This window comes from Bradyrhizobium sp. 147, assembly GCF_023073935.1.
Taxonomy (GTDB): domain Bacteria; phylum Pseudomonadota; class Alphaproteobacteria; order Rhizobiales; family Xanthobacteraceae; genus Bradyrhizobium.
Genome location: NZ_JADPKL010000020.1, coordinates 121,200 through 137,204, shown reverse-complemented (window position 1 = coordinate 137,204; position 16,005 = coordinate 121,200). Strand labels below are relative to the sequence as shown.

Here is a 16,005-nt window from a genome sequence, read left to right as displayed (position 1 = left end):
CAGCCGACTGTACCGCCGATACACAACACCGATCACACGTATATCAGGCACCCCGAACCGCCGGACTGGCGCTCCAGGTACCGCGGAAATCCCTGTGGCACGCATGAATGACACCGGCTGCACGCACCGCTTTCCAGATGCCTGCGGGTCTGCCGTCGAACACCAGCACGACGCGACGGCATCAAGTTCAAATAATCCGGCCGGCGCAGATGTGCCCTCCGCGCTGGCTTGGGGCGATCATGATTGGCACGAAATAGCGATCGGTGGTGCTTCAGGCTGCTGCCTGTGGCTTCCATCGCATGAGGTGCCGCTCCAGACCTTGAAGCATGGCATTCAACGCGAGGCCGATCACGGTGATACCCAAGATACCGAAATACATCTGAGGGATCAGGAAGCTGTACTGGCTGTTGATGATGAGGTAGCCAAGGCCAGCCTTCGCCCCGACCATCTCGGACGCCACTAAGACCAGCATCGCGGACGCGCTCGCAAGGCGGATGCCGACAAAGATGGTCGGAAACGCGGCGGGAAGAATAACTTTGCGGAAGAGTTGCTGCGGCGTAGCCCCCATGGTTCGCGCCGATTTGATGAGGAGCGGATCCACCTGCTTTACAGCCGCGACGGTGTTGAGGAGAAGCGGCCAAGCGCAGCTATAGATCACCATGGTGATCTTCGACATCTCGCCGATGCCGAGCAGCAAGATGAACACCGGCAACAGCGCGAGCGGGGCCGTGTTCCGGCAGATCTCGATGAACTGGTTCAGGAGATTGCCGAGGCGCGAATACCAACCGACAGCGAGACCAAGTGGCACGATCAGCACGACTGATATCAGGAAGCCGCTCAAGGCCCGTAGCAGGCTCGCGGAGACATCATCATAGAGCTCTCCAGCAATGCAGCAAAGGGCTCATCCATCAGCAGGACCTCGGGATCGTAGGCGAGACTTCGCGCGATGGCGACGCGCTGCTTCATGCCACCGGAGAGCTCGTGGGGGTACCGGTCGGCGAAGCCGGATAGCCCGACCAGGTCGAGGTAATGCAGCGCGCGTTCGCGCCGCTCCTTTGTCTTTAAACCAGCGATGTCGAGCCCAAACTCGACATTCTGTGCGGCCGTACGCCACGGAAACAACGCGTATTGCTGAAACACGATGCCCCGATCGCGCGCAGGCCCCTCGATCACTTTGCCGTCGAGCAGGATCCGTCCGCTGCTCGGCCGGGTGAGGCCGCCGAGCAGGTCCAGCAGGGTCGACTTGCCGCAGCCGCTCGGTCCCACCAGCGCCAGGAATTCGCCGGCACGGGCGTCCAGCGTGATGTCATCCAGAGCTGTGAAGCCCTGCGCCGGCCTGCCATCCTTGCCGCGGACAAGGAATTCCTTGCGCACATGCTCGAAGCGGATTTTGGACGTGGTCATCTGGCCTCCGCGGTCTTCCCAGGACGGAAATAGTTGAACGCGTTGGTATAGGTATCTGACGCCTTGATCTGACCCGGCTTGAACAAGCCATCCTTCACAAGCCAGTCGATCCACACCTGGATCTCGGCATCCGAGATCATGCCGCCTTTGGCCGCAACGCCCGTGCTCTTCCAGTATTTGATCGAGGAGCCGTCTTCATTGCGCTTGCGATCTGCGATGATCCGCTCGAACCGCGCCCTCACCTCCTCAGCCGGTGCTGTGTGTGCCCATCCGATGGCGCGGGAGACGCCCTCCACGAGCTTGCGGGATGCTTCGGGATTGTCCTTGATGAACTTCTCCCGCAGCACGTAGGAACCGCCGGTGAATTGACCGAATAGATCAGTGTCGTTGAAGAGCGCGTGGATTCCGCCGCGCTCCAGAGCTTTGTCGCGCAAGATGCCGCTCAGCGTGCTCACCTCGACCTGTCCCTGACGCAGCGCCTGCTCGCCCGTGACGGGCGGCACCGCGACCAGGGTGACCTGCTTGGCCTCGCTTGCGCTAAGGCCGTTCCGCGCCAGATATTCGCGAAGGACGAACTCCAAGTGGGCGCCCAGCGTATTGACGGCCACCTTCTTGCCAATCAGGTCTCGCGCCGTCTTGATCGGGCTGTCGTCCTTGACGTAGTAGCCTTGGTAAGTGTTGGCGTCCGAGCCGTAGTAGCCGACGACGGCCTTGATCGGTGCCCGCGCCGAGATCAGCTTGAGGATCGCGCCATAGAAGGCGTCCCCGATGTCGATATCGCCGGTCACGACAGCCTGGATATCCTGCGGCCCGCTGATGGTGTTGCCGACCCATTTGAGCTTCAGCGGCGCGAGATAGCCGAGGTCCTCGGCAAGCTCGATGAACGTCACCTGCCCGACCCAACCCTGGTAGCGGATCTCGGTCTTCTCAAGCGGTGGCTCAGCGAAAGCCGGGGCCATCAGGCCAAGGCTCAATGCACCTGCGAGCAGAAGCCGCGCGGCGTCGTGCCCCGCACGAAGGAATTTGATCATTGCATGCATCCTGGTGGTTGCTCGGATCGGATCAGGCGGCCTTCGCCGCCTGCGGCTTCGATGTCTTGATGCGGGTCACGCTGCGGCGGCCATCGACGCTGAGCGGAACGTCGCCATCGATCGTGGCGCGGCGGACCACCCGGTGCTGATCACCGTAGTCGTTGACCGCATAGTGCTGGGTCGCGCGATTGTCCCAGATCGCGACGTCACCGGCTTTCCAGCTCCATCGCACGGTGTTTTCCGGCGCCGTGATGTGGGACTGGAACAGGTCGAACAACTTCTGCCCGTCATATTTCGGCAGGCCGACGAAACGCTGGACGAAGTTGCCGAGCACCAGCGTCCGCTCGCCGGTCTCCGGATGAACCCGCACCACCGGATGCTCGGTCTCATAGATCGTGCCGGTGAAGACTTCCTCGAAATGCTTCCTGTCCGCCTCACTCGCGCGGGTCCTCACCGCGTAGTCATAGGCATTGCTGTGAACCGCCCAAAGCTCCTCAGCGAGCTTGCGCAAGGGGGCCGGTAGATCGAGATACGCCGCCGCGGTGTTCGACCACACTGTGTCGCCGCCGAAGGCCGGAATCACAACGCCTCGCAGCACAGAGATCTTCGGATAAGCATCGACGAACGTCACGTCCGTGTGCCATTGGTCCGCGCGACCGCCGCCGCGCTCCGAATCCAGCTCCAGAATCGATGACGTTCCCTTGGTTGCGCCCACGGTCGGATGTGGCACCAGCTTGCCGAGCCTGACGGCGAAGCGCTCCTGCTCCGCGTCATCCAGATGTGCCTGATCGCGGAAGAAGATGACCTTGTGCTCGAGCAGCACCTGATTGATGGCACGAACAACGTCGTCGGGGAGATCCCCTGACAATCTGACGTTCTTGATTTCGGCTCCGAGCCGGGCCGCGCGCTTGACGATGTCCGCACGGGGAATGACGTTGTCGATGATGGTAATATTGCTCATGATTGTGCTCTCGATTGGGATGTCTGAACAAAGCTCCGCCGCGCGCTGGTCGCCCGAGCAACAGCGGAGTTAGGGATGGAGTTATTTTCTGGCTTCGATCCTAGTGGACCGCGATGCGCTCCGGCGGTCGGCGAACAGGCCGCTGTAGCCGATGCGCGGTGATACAGCTCTCCGTCGTCGCGTCTGCACAGCGCAGCGCGTTCAGAGCCGAAGCCGGCTGCAACGCTTTGCGAAGGACGCAGATTTGATCGGATTGCCGCATGATGAACGACCTCGTTTGGACACCGCAGATCGTAAAAGCGATCGCAATCCAGTCAATGAAACGAAATCAGCTTTGTTTTTGCTGCAAGGCAATGATCGCCTCGCCCGTGACCCAACCGCTGAAAGATTTGCAATCGTGACCGCAATTTCGACTGCTTCGCGGACCACAAAATCGGACCGAATGACGCGCGGAAGCACCTCAATCTATGCTGTGTCTCGTGCGCGCGCACGCAGTCGTCTGCGATGGATGGCCATCTCACGCGGTTCGTGCTGGCCCGCCACACAACAAAGCAAATTCATTTCATCGCCAGAGCTGACGCTCACCAGCCAGCCCATCGACGGCTTTTTGTTCGTGAGCTCATCGTACGCGATTGCCCCCAACAGCTCAGACTTCTAGCTCAACACCGTTAGAAGATGATCGCGCGCCTGATGGGATGAGTTGAATCGAAGGTTCGCTCAAACAACTTGAGCAGCTCGCGCGTGAAGTGGTGCCCTTCATTCTTCAGATCACGAAAAACCGGGTCATCCCGCTGCTCTTTGGTGAGCCCCTTAAGATGCTCACGAATTTCAGGTTTCTCCAGTTGGTTCAGAAATCGGTCGTAACTCCTCAAGACCTGCCGACAATCGTGCTTACCGCAGATGTCGAGCAAACGATCGATGACAGTCATGTTGAACAGCTTCTCGAGCTCCTCTATCTTCTTATCGCGCCGGAGATCGGCAGTCGCCGCAACGCTGAACAAGCCGCCGGCGTAAAGCAGCTTGCGGGAAAAAAGAGCTTTATATTTCTAATGCCCCAGGGCTTCTTCTTCGGACCCTCGACGGTCTTGAACTCGTAATCCACGGCCATGGTCCGATAATAACGAACAATGTCGTTGAGCAAAAACAGCGCGAGCTGATGATCGGTGATGGTGTCGGCTATATATCGCTCTAGGATCGATCTACGAACGCTCTTGAGCCCGGCATCGTTGAACAGCCATTCGCCTTCCAGCAGGAGGAGCATGCGCCGCGTGATGTTCTGGTTGCTGTCGTTTTCCCCGCCGATATTGTGCAGAAGGGTTTCTCGCGGCTCGATTTTTGCGAAAGCCCCATCCTCCGCGGGTTCAATCGGCACAACCCGTTCAATTTCGGATTTTACCTTGTGTACCCAATCGGGCGTTTCCTCCGGTTTCGGCCCGGTGGTTACGACATAGAAGTCGATATCAGATCCCTCTGAAGCTTCCCGCCGCGCATAGGAGCCGTTAACGAAAACCATTTCGTCCGAGGGCACCAGATCTTTGATATTGCTCCGCAACTTTTCAAGTTGTTTCTCGGAATAATGCTTTGCTCGTTCAATCGCCTCGGTCACCAAACAGATCTCCCATTTCGTGCACTTCCTTCATTTCATGAAGGTCGACTTGCAGCGCCGCGGATCTCCGTGTTTGCAAATAGCGCTTTTTATCGTCTCGCTCAAAGAAATCGCTATTCTGGTCCACGAAGAATCTTCTTATCGTAACTCCGATAGTTCCGCTAACGGACCTGGTAACCAACTCGTCAAAATTCCTACTTCTCAGCAAGTTGCGGAGCCCAGGCAACTTTCTGAAGATGGCATCCTCAGTAGAGAAATAATCCTCCCGTTCAATGTCAGCCAAGTGCTGCCTCATGAAAACCTGGCAAGCCAGATCAGCCAATACACCTGCCTTCGAATTGATGACATGCGTATAGATCTGATCCTTGTATAACCAGAATTGATCGACCGTTTGCCGGTCGGCGGCGCTAGACCTGTTTACTGCGGCAGCGACAACGAGCTCGGGGGCCAAGGGACTAATCGAGGGCCTCGTATATGCTCTCGTTCTAAGAATTCCTTCGATCGTGTCAAAATTGATCGGACCAGAGAAGAAGCCGTGGTAGCTGGCATCTTGCCCCGAGATGAGGGCGATCACTCTGTCGGCATCTATTCCGTAAGTTCGCAAAGTCTGCGAAAGTGATTGACCAATGGAAACGCGACCCCTGATAATGTCCTTCGTGGCTTCATGATGATCGATTTCAAACAGCTCCTTGAAGACCGGCTCCAGGGAGTGCGAGAGCGGCGCGTGGCCCACGTCATGCAGAGCGGCAGCCGCGAAGATAAGTCGTCGGTCATGATCGGGTAATCCGCAGGCGCGGCTGTACATGAGACTGAGCCGCGCGACACCTAAACTATGCTGGTAGCGCGTGTAGCGCGTATTGCCCCAAACGCCATTCGGATTTTGCACGAGAACGTAATCGATACCCCCGAGGAACCTGATGGAACGAAGACGCTGGAATGCTGGCGTGGAAACTATCTCAAGCAGGAACGGATCCTCCACGCCCCAGGATTTCAAATCCATGGGATTTGAGAAATCATAGGCGTGGAGATCGTCGGCACTCATATGCGCCGAAGGAAATGAACTTTGTATCACTTAGCATCCGATCTGTTCGGATGGTATTTTAGCATGTCGGCGCGTCGGTCAAAGTAAAATTCCCCATCGGCGACTCTCGCGACCATCTCTCTGAAGATCGGCACTCCCCAGCTCGTCGTCAACCGCCCGGATGCACTCGGAGACTATCTTTTCGCGCAAGGATCAACGCTGGCCTGTGCTCAGGTCCGAGGTAAGTGGCGGCTCCAACTGACACACGTTCGTCTGGCTTAGATCGACCGAGAGACCTTGTCGGCTGACCTCGGATGCCGCGGTGGATGTGGCGGAGAAAGGGATCCGGGCACAGCCAGGTTCTGTCAAAACTCGATTTTGGCAGTCAGCGCTGCATACTTCTGTTTTAGCTCGGCTTGCCGCGCACTGATGTGGGCGATCTATACTGAATTTGCGCTTTAGAGCTCGCGCTTGATCGCGGTTTTGCCATGAAATGCGTCAACGGCGCGCGCGCATGCTTTATGAGGAGCGACCGAACACGCACGGAGCGTAGGCGTCCGCGCCGCAGCACAATACGGTATCTGGCAGCGGCATCATTCCGCGTCACGCGCGATGTAGCTAGTTGCGCGGGAATATTGAAATAATGGCCAGCCTTTCCAACTCAGCAATGCTCGCGAACCTTAAGGGCAAAAAAGATTTGAGACTTACCTCGGATCCAGAACCAAGCTCATCTCGCGGATTTTTCCATCGATCTTTTCGAGGACAGCCGTCGGAACAACATCCCGCTCAGGAAGCTTCCACCAAAGATCGTTCACCGATGAAACGACTTGCTTGACGGCCGAGATGACGGCGGGATCCGGTAGCCGCGCCCGGTTGGCAAACTTCCGCCAACGATCCGGAGTAAGTGCCTTGAAGGACTTCTCGCCTCCCAATGACAGCGCCATGTCGTCCTTTGGAAAATAGGCCGTGGTCGACAGCACGTCGTACACTGGGGCGATGGCCGGAGTGCAACCGTCGCCCGGATAGATCGCGGACCAATTTTTCAAGTGCATGTCTCCGTTCCCGACAAGCGCGGCAAGAGCCAGGCGGCGAACAAATTCGAGTGCGGCATCTGTCGACACCGCAACATTCAGTGCGGAGGCGATATCGTGGTATGAAGCGTCGTCGTACTTTTTGGATGGTTGCCGGCCGAAAACCTGAGCAAAGTCTTCGATATGTATCCGACTGCCTTCGGGGCCCCTATCGAAACGCTTCACCAACAGAACCTTACCGGTTGAGAGGGTGTTGAACTCTTCGGGTATTTCCTCGAAATCGGATTTTTCAACAAGCTCTCGTTGAGGCACATCCATACCGATGGCCTCCGAGAGTGCCAGGATGGCGAACTCATTTTCCGACAATCCGACAAGATTGGTTGAAGGGAATTTCGCAATGTATTGGCCCTGCTCGTCGCCGATGGACAAGGTTAGTCCGCCTGCCCTGCCCGTGTTCTTCATCACAGAGAGCTTCATCTGAACTCCGGCCAGAGAAAAGCGGGCTTTGATCGCATGCAGATCGTCTTGAGCAGCTCTCGTGGTGGTGCCGTCGCTCGGCACGACGCGCACGGCGCCCGGCAAGTCCGTGCCAAGCGCAGCCAGCAGGTCGAAATCGTTACCCGGCCTCACCGCTCCTGCGTGGTGCTTCTCCATTGCCTCGCGGAGCCTGTCCTCAGGCAACATGTTCGCAAAGAATGCCGGCAAGACGTGCGCCGCGGGCTTCGGATCTTTGCGAAGGCCACCGTCGACAGAGCGCAAGGAAAGACTCAAGATGGGAGGCCTCGCCATGGCTCGATAGGCTGGATCGAGGCTGAAGGCGTTGAAATCGCCCGGGGTGCGTACCAGCGTTCCGACCTGTAGCTTTTGAAGGAACACGTCGAGCGATTGGATGGTTTTGGGGGCGCGGACCTGGACACTCATTGATCATCGTCCCGATCGGTTGTGAAGGCCGGCCGGTCTTCGTCGTCGGAAGGGCGAAGCAGAGCATTGACGCCCGGGACCATTGCTTGTGGGATCAGCATCAACTCCATACCCAGCGCGCGGGCGACGTTGATCAGGGTCGTGGCACGCGCGGCGGCCGCGCCCTGCTCGATATCACGGTAACGAGGCCTGGAAATCCCGGCGCGTTCGGCCACCTGCTCTTGAGTCAGACCCGCTTGTTTCCTGGCATCCCGGAGGAGGCGCCCTAGCTGGAAGGTGGTCTCCGAACCGCGCTCCATGAGCTGTACTCGTACCTTTTGTTCAAACAAAGATACGTATACATACCCCCCCAGGCATTAGCGTCAAGCCATTATGTTCCGTTTATGTATCTTTTTTATAACAAAGATCCGTAAACGTATCATTTAGGGCAGTGGATTTCCGATGCCGCACGCGACGGATCTTCGGTGATGCGGAAGCCGCTTAAGACCCACTCCCGCGGCGAGAGCGGTCGATTGGCTATCGGCGTTCACGCCTTCCTCTCGGCTGGTGGTGTCTTCGGGCTACCTCGACCACCGGCATCGTTACGCCTGTCGAGACACATCTGGTCGACGGGACGAGAGACAATCTGGTCACCGATCTCATCAACTCCGCCATTGACGCTACCCTCGTGGCGGAGCCGGTTCCAAGATGGAGCGACAGGCCGTTGTTAGTCTGGAGCGAACGCGTTGTTGTCGCTCTTCCAGAGAATCATTCATTGGAGGCGCGAACGATGGCTGCATGCGCTCATCCACAGTAGGTTCGCCATCGTTGCATTGTGCTTTTGGTACGGCGCAGTGTGACGGCAGGTTGTTGTCCCCCCATAAATCCGTGCTCGGCTTGTGCGTGCGAAAGCCCCACAGATTAACGGGTATTCGTCCTATTTGTACGCCATAGCCACCCGGCAGCCCTACCCCAGCTCTAGCTTCCTTCCTTGCTAAGGAAGCCCAATATCTTTTTGCCTCGTTCAGTCGAAGACACGGGCGACGAGGACGAAATCACTCGGATCGATGTATTTGGGTTGCGAGGTAATAGGAAAATGTCGCGTGATGTGAAACGCAAGAACCGTGGCATGCCGCCGCCAGCGACGTTCGATTTCGATAAGCTGCCGGGCAGCTCCAATTTGACGGCACTGGAGGTCGCCGCGATCATCCGGCGTACGCCTGGAGCGCTCGAGCAATGGCGACGCAATCCGGACCACCCGTTGAGATGGCGCTACGTCGATGGACGCCCGCTCTATCGCGTCGATGCAGTGCGCGACTATTTGGATGGGTGCGATAACACTGTTAGGCGCCCTCAGCCGCATAATGCTCGCGGAGACGACCCAGCAGTTCGGCCTTAATAGCGTCGAGCGGATTCGTCCGCTGCAGCCGCACGACCTTGCCGACCCGTTTCGCGCCGACCAACTGCGCGATGTAGTCATGTGCAGCTTCAAACGCCATCTTGCGGATGATCCACTGTTCGTCGTGGTTGTAGACCTGATCGATGCCCCGCGGCTTTTGCCCGACGCACAGCCGCTGGATCTCGTTGTCGTAGCCGCACCGTGACATGATGGTGCGCAAGCTGCGCCTTAAATCATGCATGGTGAATCTGGCGACACCTGCTTCCTTCACCAGGCGGCTAACCATCTTGGTAAAACCCGACATCTGGCCGCCGGTCTTCGGTGACGGGAAGACATAGTCGGAGGTTGCCCGCTGGAAGTATTTCGCCGCAGAGAGCACCTCGTCAACGAGGTGGGTGCGTGGTACGTCGTGGTGCAGCCCCATCTTGGTCCACGCCGCATCGAAGGTAACGCGATCATCCATGATGTGCTTTCGCCACTCGATTGTGGTTGGCTCGCTTCGCCGCGGGCCGCTGAGCAGGCACATGCGCGTCAATAGCCCAAACGCTCCAAGCTTGCCGGCCGCCTGCCAGACCTTGATGATCTCGTCGTCGGTCAGCGCCCGTCCTTTTGTGCGACGGCCGAGCCGCTGCGCCCGGGTTTCCTTCGGCGCGCGATAGCCGGCGAGCACGTTGTGCTCGACGTAACCTTCACCGACACACCATTCGAGGAATGTGTGGGCGTGCTTGCGCAGGTCCTTGGCTGCGCCGCGCTTGCCAGTCTTGGCGATCTTATCCACCGCCGCCATGATTTGCCGCCGCGTCAGTTCGCCGATGGCGAGATCGACATGAGCCTTGAGACCGCGCCTGAGCGCCGACATCGCTGGCTTCCAGTTGACGACTTGGCGTCCAGTCAGCGATGTTTCGTAGGGGCCGTCCTCAACGATCAGGTTCGCCAGCGTGATGCACTCCCGCTCGGCCTGCTGTTGTCGTTTGGCCTCACGCTTGGCGTCGTTCGGATCGCCCCCCTTGGCCACCTCGCCGGCGGCGATGGTGGCGGCCTGGCGCGCGGCTTTCTCGTTGAACTTGGGCCATGCACCCAACGTCTTGCGTTGCGTGCCCCTCGCCTCAGGCTTGGTGAACAGGTAGACCCAAGTCCGGCCGCCAGTCGCGCGCATCCTGATCGCAAGCCCAGGCTGCTCGGTGTCGTGTAAGTAGTGCTGGGACTTGCCCGACGGCAGCGCGGCCGCGCGGATCGCCGCATCAGTGAGCCTGAAGTAGTTCGTCCTCGCTCCAGCGCTGAGGGCTTTGTCGCTCGCTTCCATCGTCCCTACCCTTTCCTTTTGTCCCGCTCCCGCGACATCCCAGGCGAGAGCCGATAAATCGATGACAACCCGTTCGCTTCACGTTCCTCTATTGTGCCCGCAGGGAAAAATCACGGCGGGTACAACGGGGGCATACAAAAATATGGGATGTCCCGCCATGGACCATTGCGGTCGCATATGGACAGCTAGCCCCCTTAAGGCAGACACTTGTGCAACTTTACTGTGGCGGGATTTGGTTGGCGGCGATCTACAGATTGTGGTTCACACGGGAGAGGTCCAAGGTTCGATCCCTTGTGCGCCCACCATTCATTTTCCTGAACCCTTCCGGTTGCGAATGATCGTCGACGCTGATGGCGTTGGGCGACCCCAAGCTCAACCAAAATGCGAAAACAACCCCATGCACAGTAGCCGACGTCAGCCGGATCAAGGGGTTAGGCTTCTACGACTTTTCCGAATCTCCGATTGACTCGTCGGGCAAAACAGGGGCAGGATGGCATCATCCGCGAAGAAGCCCGCGACGATGAGTTGGAACGAAGCCGAGATCGTCGCGGCCCGTCGCAAGATACTCAAATCCGCACAAGACATGCTGGCTGGACAGCTCTCTTCAATCGAGTGCGCACGGACCATTGTTACCGCCGGCACGAAAGCACGCCTCGACGAGCGGGACGTCGACCTGCTGCCCTTTGTCGGCATTGTTTCCGAGACAGACGCGCTACCCCTTTGGTGAGATGAGAAAGCAGCCGATGGCGCTCGCCCGCCGATCCCGGCAACGTGAGCGACGACCAACATCGGAAACGCGCGCGGGCAATGTAGAATGCGTTCTGAAACATCCGGAGGAGCGGCGCATGGCGATCGTATTCATCACCGGCAGCGCGGACGGTCTCGGCCGCGCGGCGGCACAATCCCTCCTCGATCAAGGTCACCGCGTCGTGCTGCACGCGCGTTCGGCCGATCGTGCCGCAGCACTTGGCCAGCTTGCGTCGCGTGCCGCCGGAATGGTGGTCGGTGATCTCAGAAGTGCCGCTGAGACGAAGAGCATCGCCGACCAGGTCAATGCGATCGGGCGCATGGATGCGATCATCCACAACGCCGGCGTCTACACGCGGCCGAGCCGTGGCTCGACACCGGAAGGCCATGCCGAGACTCTGGCCATCAACACGCTTGCGCCGTACATGCTGACGGCCCTGATCGAGCGGCCCGACCGATTGGTGTATCTCAGCAGCGGGCTGCACCGCGGCGGAGAGGGTTCGCTGGACGACCTCGACTGGACGAAGCGGGCTTGGGATTCGGCCAAAGGCTATGCCGAGAGCAAGCTGCATGTCGTCGCGCTCGCTTTTGCGCTGGCCCGACGCTGGCCCAAGGTCCTGAGCAACGCCGTCGATCCCGGATGGGTGCGCACGAAGATGGGTGGCGCGAACGCGCCGGTCGATCTCGACACCGGACAACGGACCCAGACCTGGCTGGCGGTGAGCGAGGATTCCGCTGCCCTGGTCAGCGGGCGCTACTGGCATCATCTCCAACAGCAGCAGCCCGCCAGTGAGGCGAGCGATCGGATATTTCAGGACCAACTCATCGGCAAATTGAGCAAGCTGACGGGCGTCGAGCTGCCGGAGGCGTAAAGCGCGATGATTCGTCGTCATTGCGAGCGCAGCGAAGCAAATCCAGTCTGCCTCCGCGGACACACTCTGGATTTGCTTCGCTGCGCTCGCAATGACGGAGCAAGCTTCAATCGATCCGATCCGGCCGCCATGCCGCATACAGACCGACGAGGGTCCCGATGGCGACCAGCCCTGCCGCGAGCAGCACCTGCAATTGCCCGCCATCGGTGGCGCCCACGGATGACACTAATCTGGTCACGACGATGAACAGAACGCTCACTGAGGCCGCCGCACCCACGCAAAGATGGGCGAGCTCTCGCGTCAGGTTCCGGCCGAGAAGTCCGAGTGCCGTAAAATACATCGCGCAAGCGTTGGGATGGACAAACAAGGCAACGCGGGCGTAGCGGCCGTAAGCGTCGAGCAAGGACTCACATCGGCTCAGTGCCGCTCTCGAGGCAACGCGCTGCAGGAGCGGTCTGAAAAAGCGAGCCTGTCCGTAACTCAGAACGGCGCCCACGATGATGGCCAGCCACGCCACGATAAGAACGGAGACATCCGCGGACTTCGGAGTAAGCGCGACGGACATCAAGATGAGGGCAGTTCCGGGAAAATAGCCAAAATAGGGGAAGAGCGACTCGGCGAGAATGCAGACGAACATGAAGACCGGAAACCATGATGAACCGGTCGCCCCCTGGACGATGGCGTTCAAGTCGAAAAGATTCGTCCTGTACAGGACGAGGTACATGCAAATGGCCAATCCGGCCAACGCGTAAAACGGCAATGCGCCGGACAGAAACCGTCTCATTCAACCATCAAGCTTTGTTGCGCTGACATAGCGGCCTCGCTCTTTTCCGGATCATGCTTTAGGCGAATGAGATTGCCTCTGTCGATAGCGCCCTTTGCTCACGCAATCCTCGCTTCGCCCTGCGCGCCTATCCGATCGACAGAATCTCGATCTCCTGCGCTCCCGCACCCACGACATCGCCAGCCGCCTTCCCCATCAACGCCCGCGCCACTGGCGAGACGAACGAGATCGTCCCCGCCTTCGGGTCGGCTTCGTCCTCGCCCACGATGCGGTAGGTCTGCACGCGGCCATCAGTGCGGCTGAAGGTGACGGTGCTGCCGAAGGCAACGACATCGCTCGAGGTCGGATCGGGAACGACCTGCGCGGTGCGCAGCCGTTCGGTGAGATAGCGGACGTCGCGCAGTGGCACGGCTGATTGCCGGCGCTTTTCGTTGACGTCATCGATCGCTTGCGCGGCTTCATAGGCCTCGCGCGCCTCGGCAAGCTGCGTCTGCAACGCCTGCAAGCCTTTTTTCGTCACGAGGTTCGGATGCGGCGAGATCGGGCGGTCCGGCAACAGCGTTTCGGACGCGGTTTCGGCGCTTTCTTCCTTGGTGAAGGCGACGCTCAATTTTCAAAATCCTGTCGAACTGTCCTGGCTGCCGGCAGCGCGTTCCGCCGGTGACTGACCCGGACTATATCTCAAGTTCGACGAAACGGCGCAGCTTGAAGACGATGTCCGGCATGGCCTGGCGGAACCGGGTCGCGTTCTGGAACGTCGTCGAGAACGGCGCGAAGGTGATCATGGCATTCCAGTGCTTGTAACCGTAGACCGTGACGGAGGCGCCGGTCGCGGGAAAATTCTCCATCTTGCGCAATTCGCCAAGCACGAGATCGGCAATCGCTTCCGCAGGCAGCAATTGCTTGCCGTCTCGTGTGGTGACGATTTTCGGGGGCGCCTCGACCTGCGTGTCGGCTGCTACAGTCTCGACGGCAGGCGCTGCAGCATCCGTGTTGGACGGCTCGACCGCCTCGAACCCGTTCGTCGGCGCTGTCGGCGGAGCCTCGGCGAGCGGCGGCGGCGTCACGACGTCTGCGCGCTTGTTGCCCCCCAGGATGCTGGTGATCATGGCCACCAAGCCAGCATCCTTCCCGTCCTCGCTCATTCCTTCCCCCGGACCTTTGGCCTTTAGCGTATTATCGGTTCTGATTGAACCGAAGCTCCAGATTCTTGTTTTGACGCGTTTTCTTCACGCGAACCGGTATCCACTCGCTCGAAAACGCTCTCGCTAGAACCCGCAAGCGGATCGCCACAATGTATGCGGTCGAACCCAATCTGGCCAAGCCCATACGTTCGACGGCACCGGCGCCGCAACCGCTATCCCGGTCGCGCCGCGGCGCATCCGCTACTGCTTATCGAACGGAATGTATTGCTGGTATTGCTTGGGCACCGAGCTGCGGTAGCGCGCGGCGACGGTGCCGGTGTCGACCGAATGATCGATCTCCTGCTGCCGCGTCATCTTCTTCTTCGCCGGCTTCTTCGATGCGCTCTTCTTGGAATCGGTCGGCTGGCTGGAGGTGTCGGTGGTCGCAGCCGGTGCCGTCGTCGCGGCCGGCGCAGTGCTCGTTGCGGCAGGCGCAGCGGTTCCGACGGCGGCCGGTGCGCCCTGCGCCAGTGCGAGCGGCGTTTGCATCACGAGCACCAGCGCTGCCGTCGCAGCCAGCAAATATGATCTCTGCATCAGAACCTCCAAAATGCCTGATCCGAATGAGGCAAGCCTAGTCCCACGGGATCGAGGCGTGCAAGTTCGTTGAGATTAGGTCGGAACCTCTGCGCGAACTGTGGTGGAGATCACATTGTCCGCCGCCGGCTGCGTCAGGATGTAACTCACCTCGAACGCATCCCGCGTCGCGGACACCAAGATAGGCATGACCGTGCGTCAGACAGACCACGGGGAACGCCGAGGCACGGCCGTTCCACCTCGCCCCAGAAGGAGATTGAAATGCGTCGCACCATCCTCACCCTTGCATCGTTCGCAATCGTGATCGCCGCGTCCTTAGCGGCGGCGCCGGCCCAGGCCGCAAACGACAGATATTGCCTGCAAGGCCGCAACTGGGGCTATCCCGGCAATTGCCAGTTCGCGAGCTATCAGCAATGTGCCGCCACCGCCTCCGGCACATCGGCCTCTTGCGGCATCAACCCGCGCTACGCCTACTCGCAGCCGTACTATTACTGACGAGAAGGCGGCGTGCGTGACTGCGCACACCGCGCTCCGCTATGCGCGAGCTCCGAGGCCGGTCTCCTCCAGCCGCATCGCGAACCAGCGCGACAGCGCTTCATCGACGAGCCCGCTGACATAGACCTCCGACATCGTGACCTGGTGCCTATCCAGCACCAGCAGCACGCCCATCCAATAGGGAAACCAGACATGCACGTCGGTCAACGCCCTCAGTTTGTGCTGGTCGTGCTCGAGCGGCGTGTGATTGCTCGCCTTGCGGATCTCGATCGTGAGCAAATTGTTCGGGATCTCGCGCTGATGCACGGCAACATCAGGATAGATCGACTTGCCGAGATGGTCGTCGGTCGAGATGATGGTGCCGTGCGGCAGATGCAGCGTGCGCTCACCGAGCCGGTCGTAATTGCAATCAACTGACCAGCCGGAAAACTGCTTCTCCAAGTGCACGGCGAAGCGGTGCGTGATCGCGCGCTCGCCGACGTCCTTCTCGAACAGGAATGATTCCTGCGCGTAGAAGTCCCGGAGCGCCGCGATCACCTTGTTCAGCTCGGTCTGCATCGTGCCTCCGGGCCCATCACGCGCACTCAGTTGCGCCGCCGCCAGATCCTCATGGTGAGGAGCGCGGAACGCGCGTCTCGAACCATGAAGGCCCGTATCCCACCTGCAAGCATCCTTCGAGTCGCCCGCTCACGCGGGCTCCTCAGGATGAGGACTGAAGTCGCGGCGCGAC

General features: G+C 59.5%; 18 protein-coding genes and 1 pseudogene. 4 read left to right on the top strand and 15 right to left on the bottom strand.

The window, feature by feature from the left end; all coding sequences use genetic code 11:
• Positions 1-271 precede the first annotated feature (271 nt).
• The 4 genes and pseudogenes from IVA87_RS05030 to IVA87_RS05015 all read right to left on the bottom strand — a co-directional run bounded on the left by IVA87_RS05030 (position 272) and on the right by IVA87_RS05015 (position 3,396).
• Positions 272-841 (bottom strand): ABC transporter permease, encoded by a 570-nt coding sequence (locus IVA87_RS05030; protein ID WP_247332872.1) that lies wholly within the window; start codon positions 839-841, stop codon positions 272-274.
• 44 nt (positions 842-885) lie between these two features.
• A pseudogene (locus IVA87_RS05025) lies at positions 886-1,404 on the bottom strand (ATP-binding cassette domain-containing protein); the annotation flags it as partial.
• Entirely contained in the window at positions 1,401-2,435 is a 1,035-nt protein-coding gene (locus tag IVA87_RS05020; protein WP_247332870.1) for an ABC transporter substrate-binding protein, read from the bottom strand. The gene IVA87_RS05020 and the pseudogene IVA87_RS05025, both read right to left, overlap by 4 nt.
• A gap of 31 nt (positions 2,436-2,466) precedes the next feature.
• A complete protein-coding gene (locus IVA87_RS05015; RefSeq protein WP_247307180.1) occupies positions 2,467-3,396 on the bottom strand; it encodes a TauD/TfdA family dioxygenase in 930 nt (309 codons plus the stop codon).
• A gap of 244 nt (positions 3,397-3,640) precedes the next feature.
• On the opposite strand from IVA87_RS05015, the gene IVA87_RS05010 reads away from it, so the two are divergent.
• On the top strand, positions 3,641-4,054 hold the full coding sequence (locus tag IVA87_RS05010) for a hypothetical protein (RefSeq protein WP_247332868.1): 414 nt from the start codon (positions 3,641-3,643) through the stop codon (positions 4,052-4,054).
• Between the two features lie 10 nt (positions 4,055-4,064).
• Here IVA87_RS05010 and IVA87_RS05005 read toward each other — a convergent pair whose 3' ends face one another.
• The 6 genes from IVA87_RS05005 to IVA87_RS04980 all read right to left on the bottom strand — a co-directional run bounded on the left by IVA87_RS05005 (position 4,065) and on the right by IVA87_RS04980 (position 10,656).
• Positions 4,065-4,325 carry a hypothetical protein gene (locus IVA87_RS05005; protein WP_247332866.1) on the bottom strand — a complete coding sequence of 87 codons (261 nt, stop codon included), beginning with the start codon at positions 4,323-4,325 and terminating at the stop codon, positions 4,065-4,067.
• Between the two features lie 23 nt (positions 4,326-4,348).
• Positions 4,349-5,002 (bottom strand): nucleotidyltransferase domain-containing protein, encoded by a 654-nt coding sequence (locus IVA87_RS05000; protein ID WP_247332862.1) that lies wholly within the window; start codon positions 5,000-5,002, stop codon positions 4,349-4,351.
• The gene (locus tag IVA87_RS04995; protein WP_247332860.1) at positions 4,986-6,044 is read right to left on the bottom strand and encodes an HD domain-containing protein; all 1,059 of its coding nucleotides are present in this window, start codon (positions 6,042-6,044) and stop codon (positions 4,986-4,988) included. The genes IVA87_RS05000 and IVA87_RS04995 overlap by 17 nt, the downstream gene beginning before the upstream one ends.
• Before the next feature lie 683 nt (positions 6,045-6,727).
• The gene (locus IVA87_RS04990) at positions 6,728-7,975 is read right to left on the bottom strand and encodes a HipA domain-containing protein (RefSeq protein WP_247332858.1); all 1,248 of its coding nucleotides are present in this window, start codon (positions 7,973-7,975) and stop codon (positions 6,728-6,730) included.
• Positions 7,972-8,274, bottom strand: a complete 303-nt coding sequence (locus IVA87_RS04985) for a helix-turn-helix transcriptional regulator (RefSeq protein WP_346015850.1) — start codon at positions 8,272-8,274, stop codon at positions 7,972-7,974. Before IVA87_RS04985 ends, IVA87_RS04990 begins: the two co-directional genes overlap by 4 nt.
• Positions 8,275-9,297: 1,023 nt before the next feature.
• Complete coding sequence (locus IVA87_RS04980) at positions 9,298-10,656, bottom strand: integrase arm-type DNA-binding domain-containing protein (protein ID WP_247332857.1); 1,359 nt, start codon at positions 10,654-10,656, stop codon at positions 9,298-9,300.
• Positions 10,657-11,146: 490 nt separating this feature from the next.
• On the opposite strand from IVA87_RS04980, the gene IVA87_RS04975 reads away from it, so the two are divergent.
• Positions 11,147-11,383 carry a hypothetical protein gene (locus tag IVA87_RS04975; RefSeq protein ID WP_247307194.1) on the top strand — a complete coding sequence of 79 codons (237 nt, stop codon included), beginning with the start codon at positions 11,147-11,149 and terminating at the stop codon, positions 11,381-11,383.
• Between the two features lie 118 nt (positions 11,384-11,501).
• On the top strand, positions 11,502-12,275 hold the full coding sequence (locus tag IVA87_RS04970; protein WP_247307580.1) for an SDR family NAD(P)-dependent oxidoreductase: 774 nt from the start codon (positions 11,502-11,504) through the stop codon (positions 12,273-12,275).
• Between the two features lie 106 nt (positions 12,276-12,381).
• On the opposite strand, the gene IVA87_RS04965 is transcribed toward IVA87_RS04970, so the two are convergent.
• The 4 genes from IVA87_RS04965 to IVA87_RS04950 form a co-directional block, all read right to left on the bottom strand.
• Positions 12,382-13,059: a hypothetical protein gene (locus IVA87_RS04965; RefSeq protein WP_247307196.1), complete on the bottom strand. Its 678-nt coding sequence runs from the start codon at positions 13,057-13,059 to the stop codon at positions 12,382-12,384.
• Positions 13,060-13,186: 127 nt separating this feature from the next.
• A complete protein-coding gene (greA, locus tag IVA87_RS04960; protein WP_247307198.1) occupies positions 13,187-13,669 on the bottom strand; it encodes a transcription elongation factor GreA in 483 nt (160 codons plus the stop codon).
• 64 nt (positions 13,670-13,733) lie between these two features.
• Positions 13,734-14,204 carry a hypothetical protein gene (locus tag IVA87_RS04955; RefSeq protein WP_247307200.1) on the bottom strand — a complete coding sequence of 157 codons (471 nt, stop codon included), beginning with the start codon at positions 14,202-14,204 and terminating at the stop codon, positions 13,734-13,736.
• 240 nt (positions 14,205-14,444) lie between these two features.
• Positions 14,445-14,780: a hypothetical protein gene (locus IVA87_RS04950; RefSeq protein ID WP_247332856.1), complete on the bottom strand. Its 336-nt coding sequence runs from the start codon at positions 14,778-14,780 to the stop codon at positions 14,445-14,447.
• Between the two features lie 261 nt (positions 14,781-15,041).
• Here IVA87_RS04950 and IVA87_RS04945 point away from each other — a divergent pair, with 261 nt between their 5' ends.
• A complete protein-coding gene (locus tag IVA87_RS04945; protein WP_247307206.1) occupies positions 15,042-15,275 on the top strand; it encodes a DUF3551 domain-containing protein in 234 nt (77 codons plus the stop codon).
• Positions 15,276-15,314: 39 nt separating this feature from the next.
• On the opposite strand, the gene IVA87_RS04940 is transcribed toward IVA87_RS04945, so the two are convergent.
• The gene (locus IVA87_RS04940) at positions 15,315-15,833 is read right to left on the bottom strand and encodes a hypothetical protein (RefSeq protein WP_247307208.1); all 519 of its coding nucleotides are present in this window, start codon (positions 15,831-15,833) and stop codon (positions 15,315-15,317) included.
• Positions 15,834-16,005: the final 172 nt, after the last annotated feature.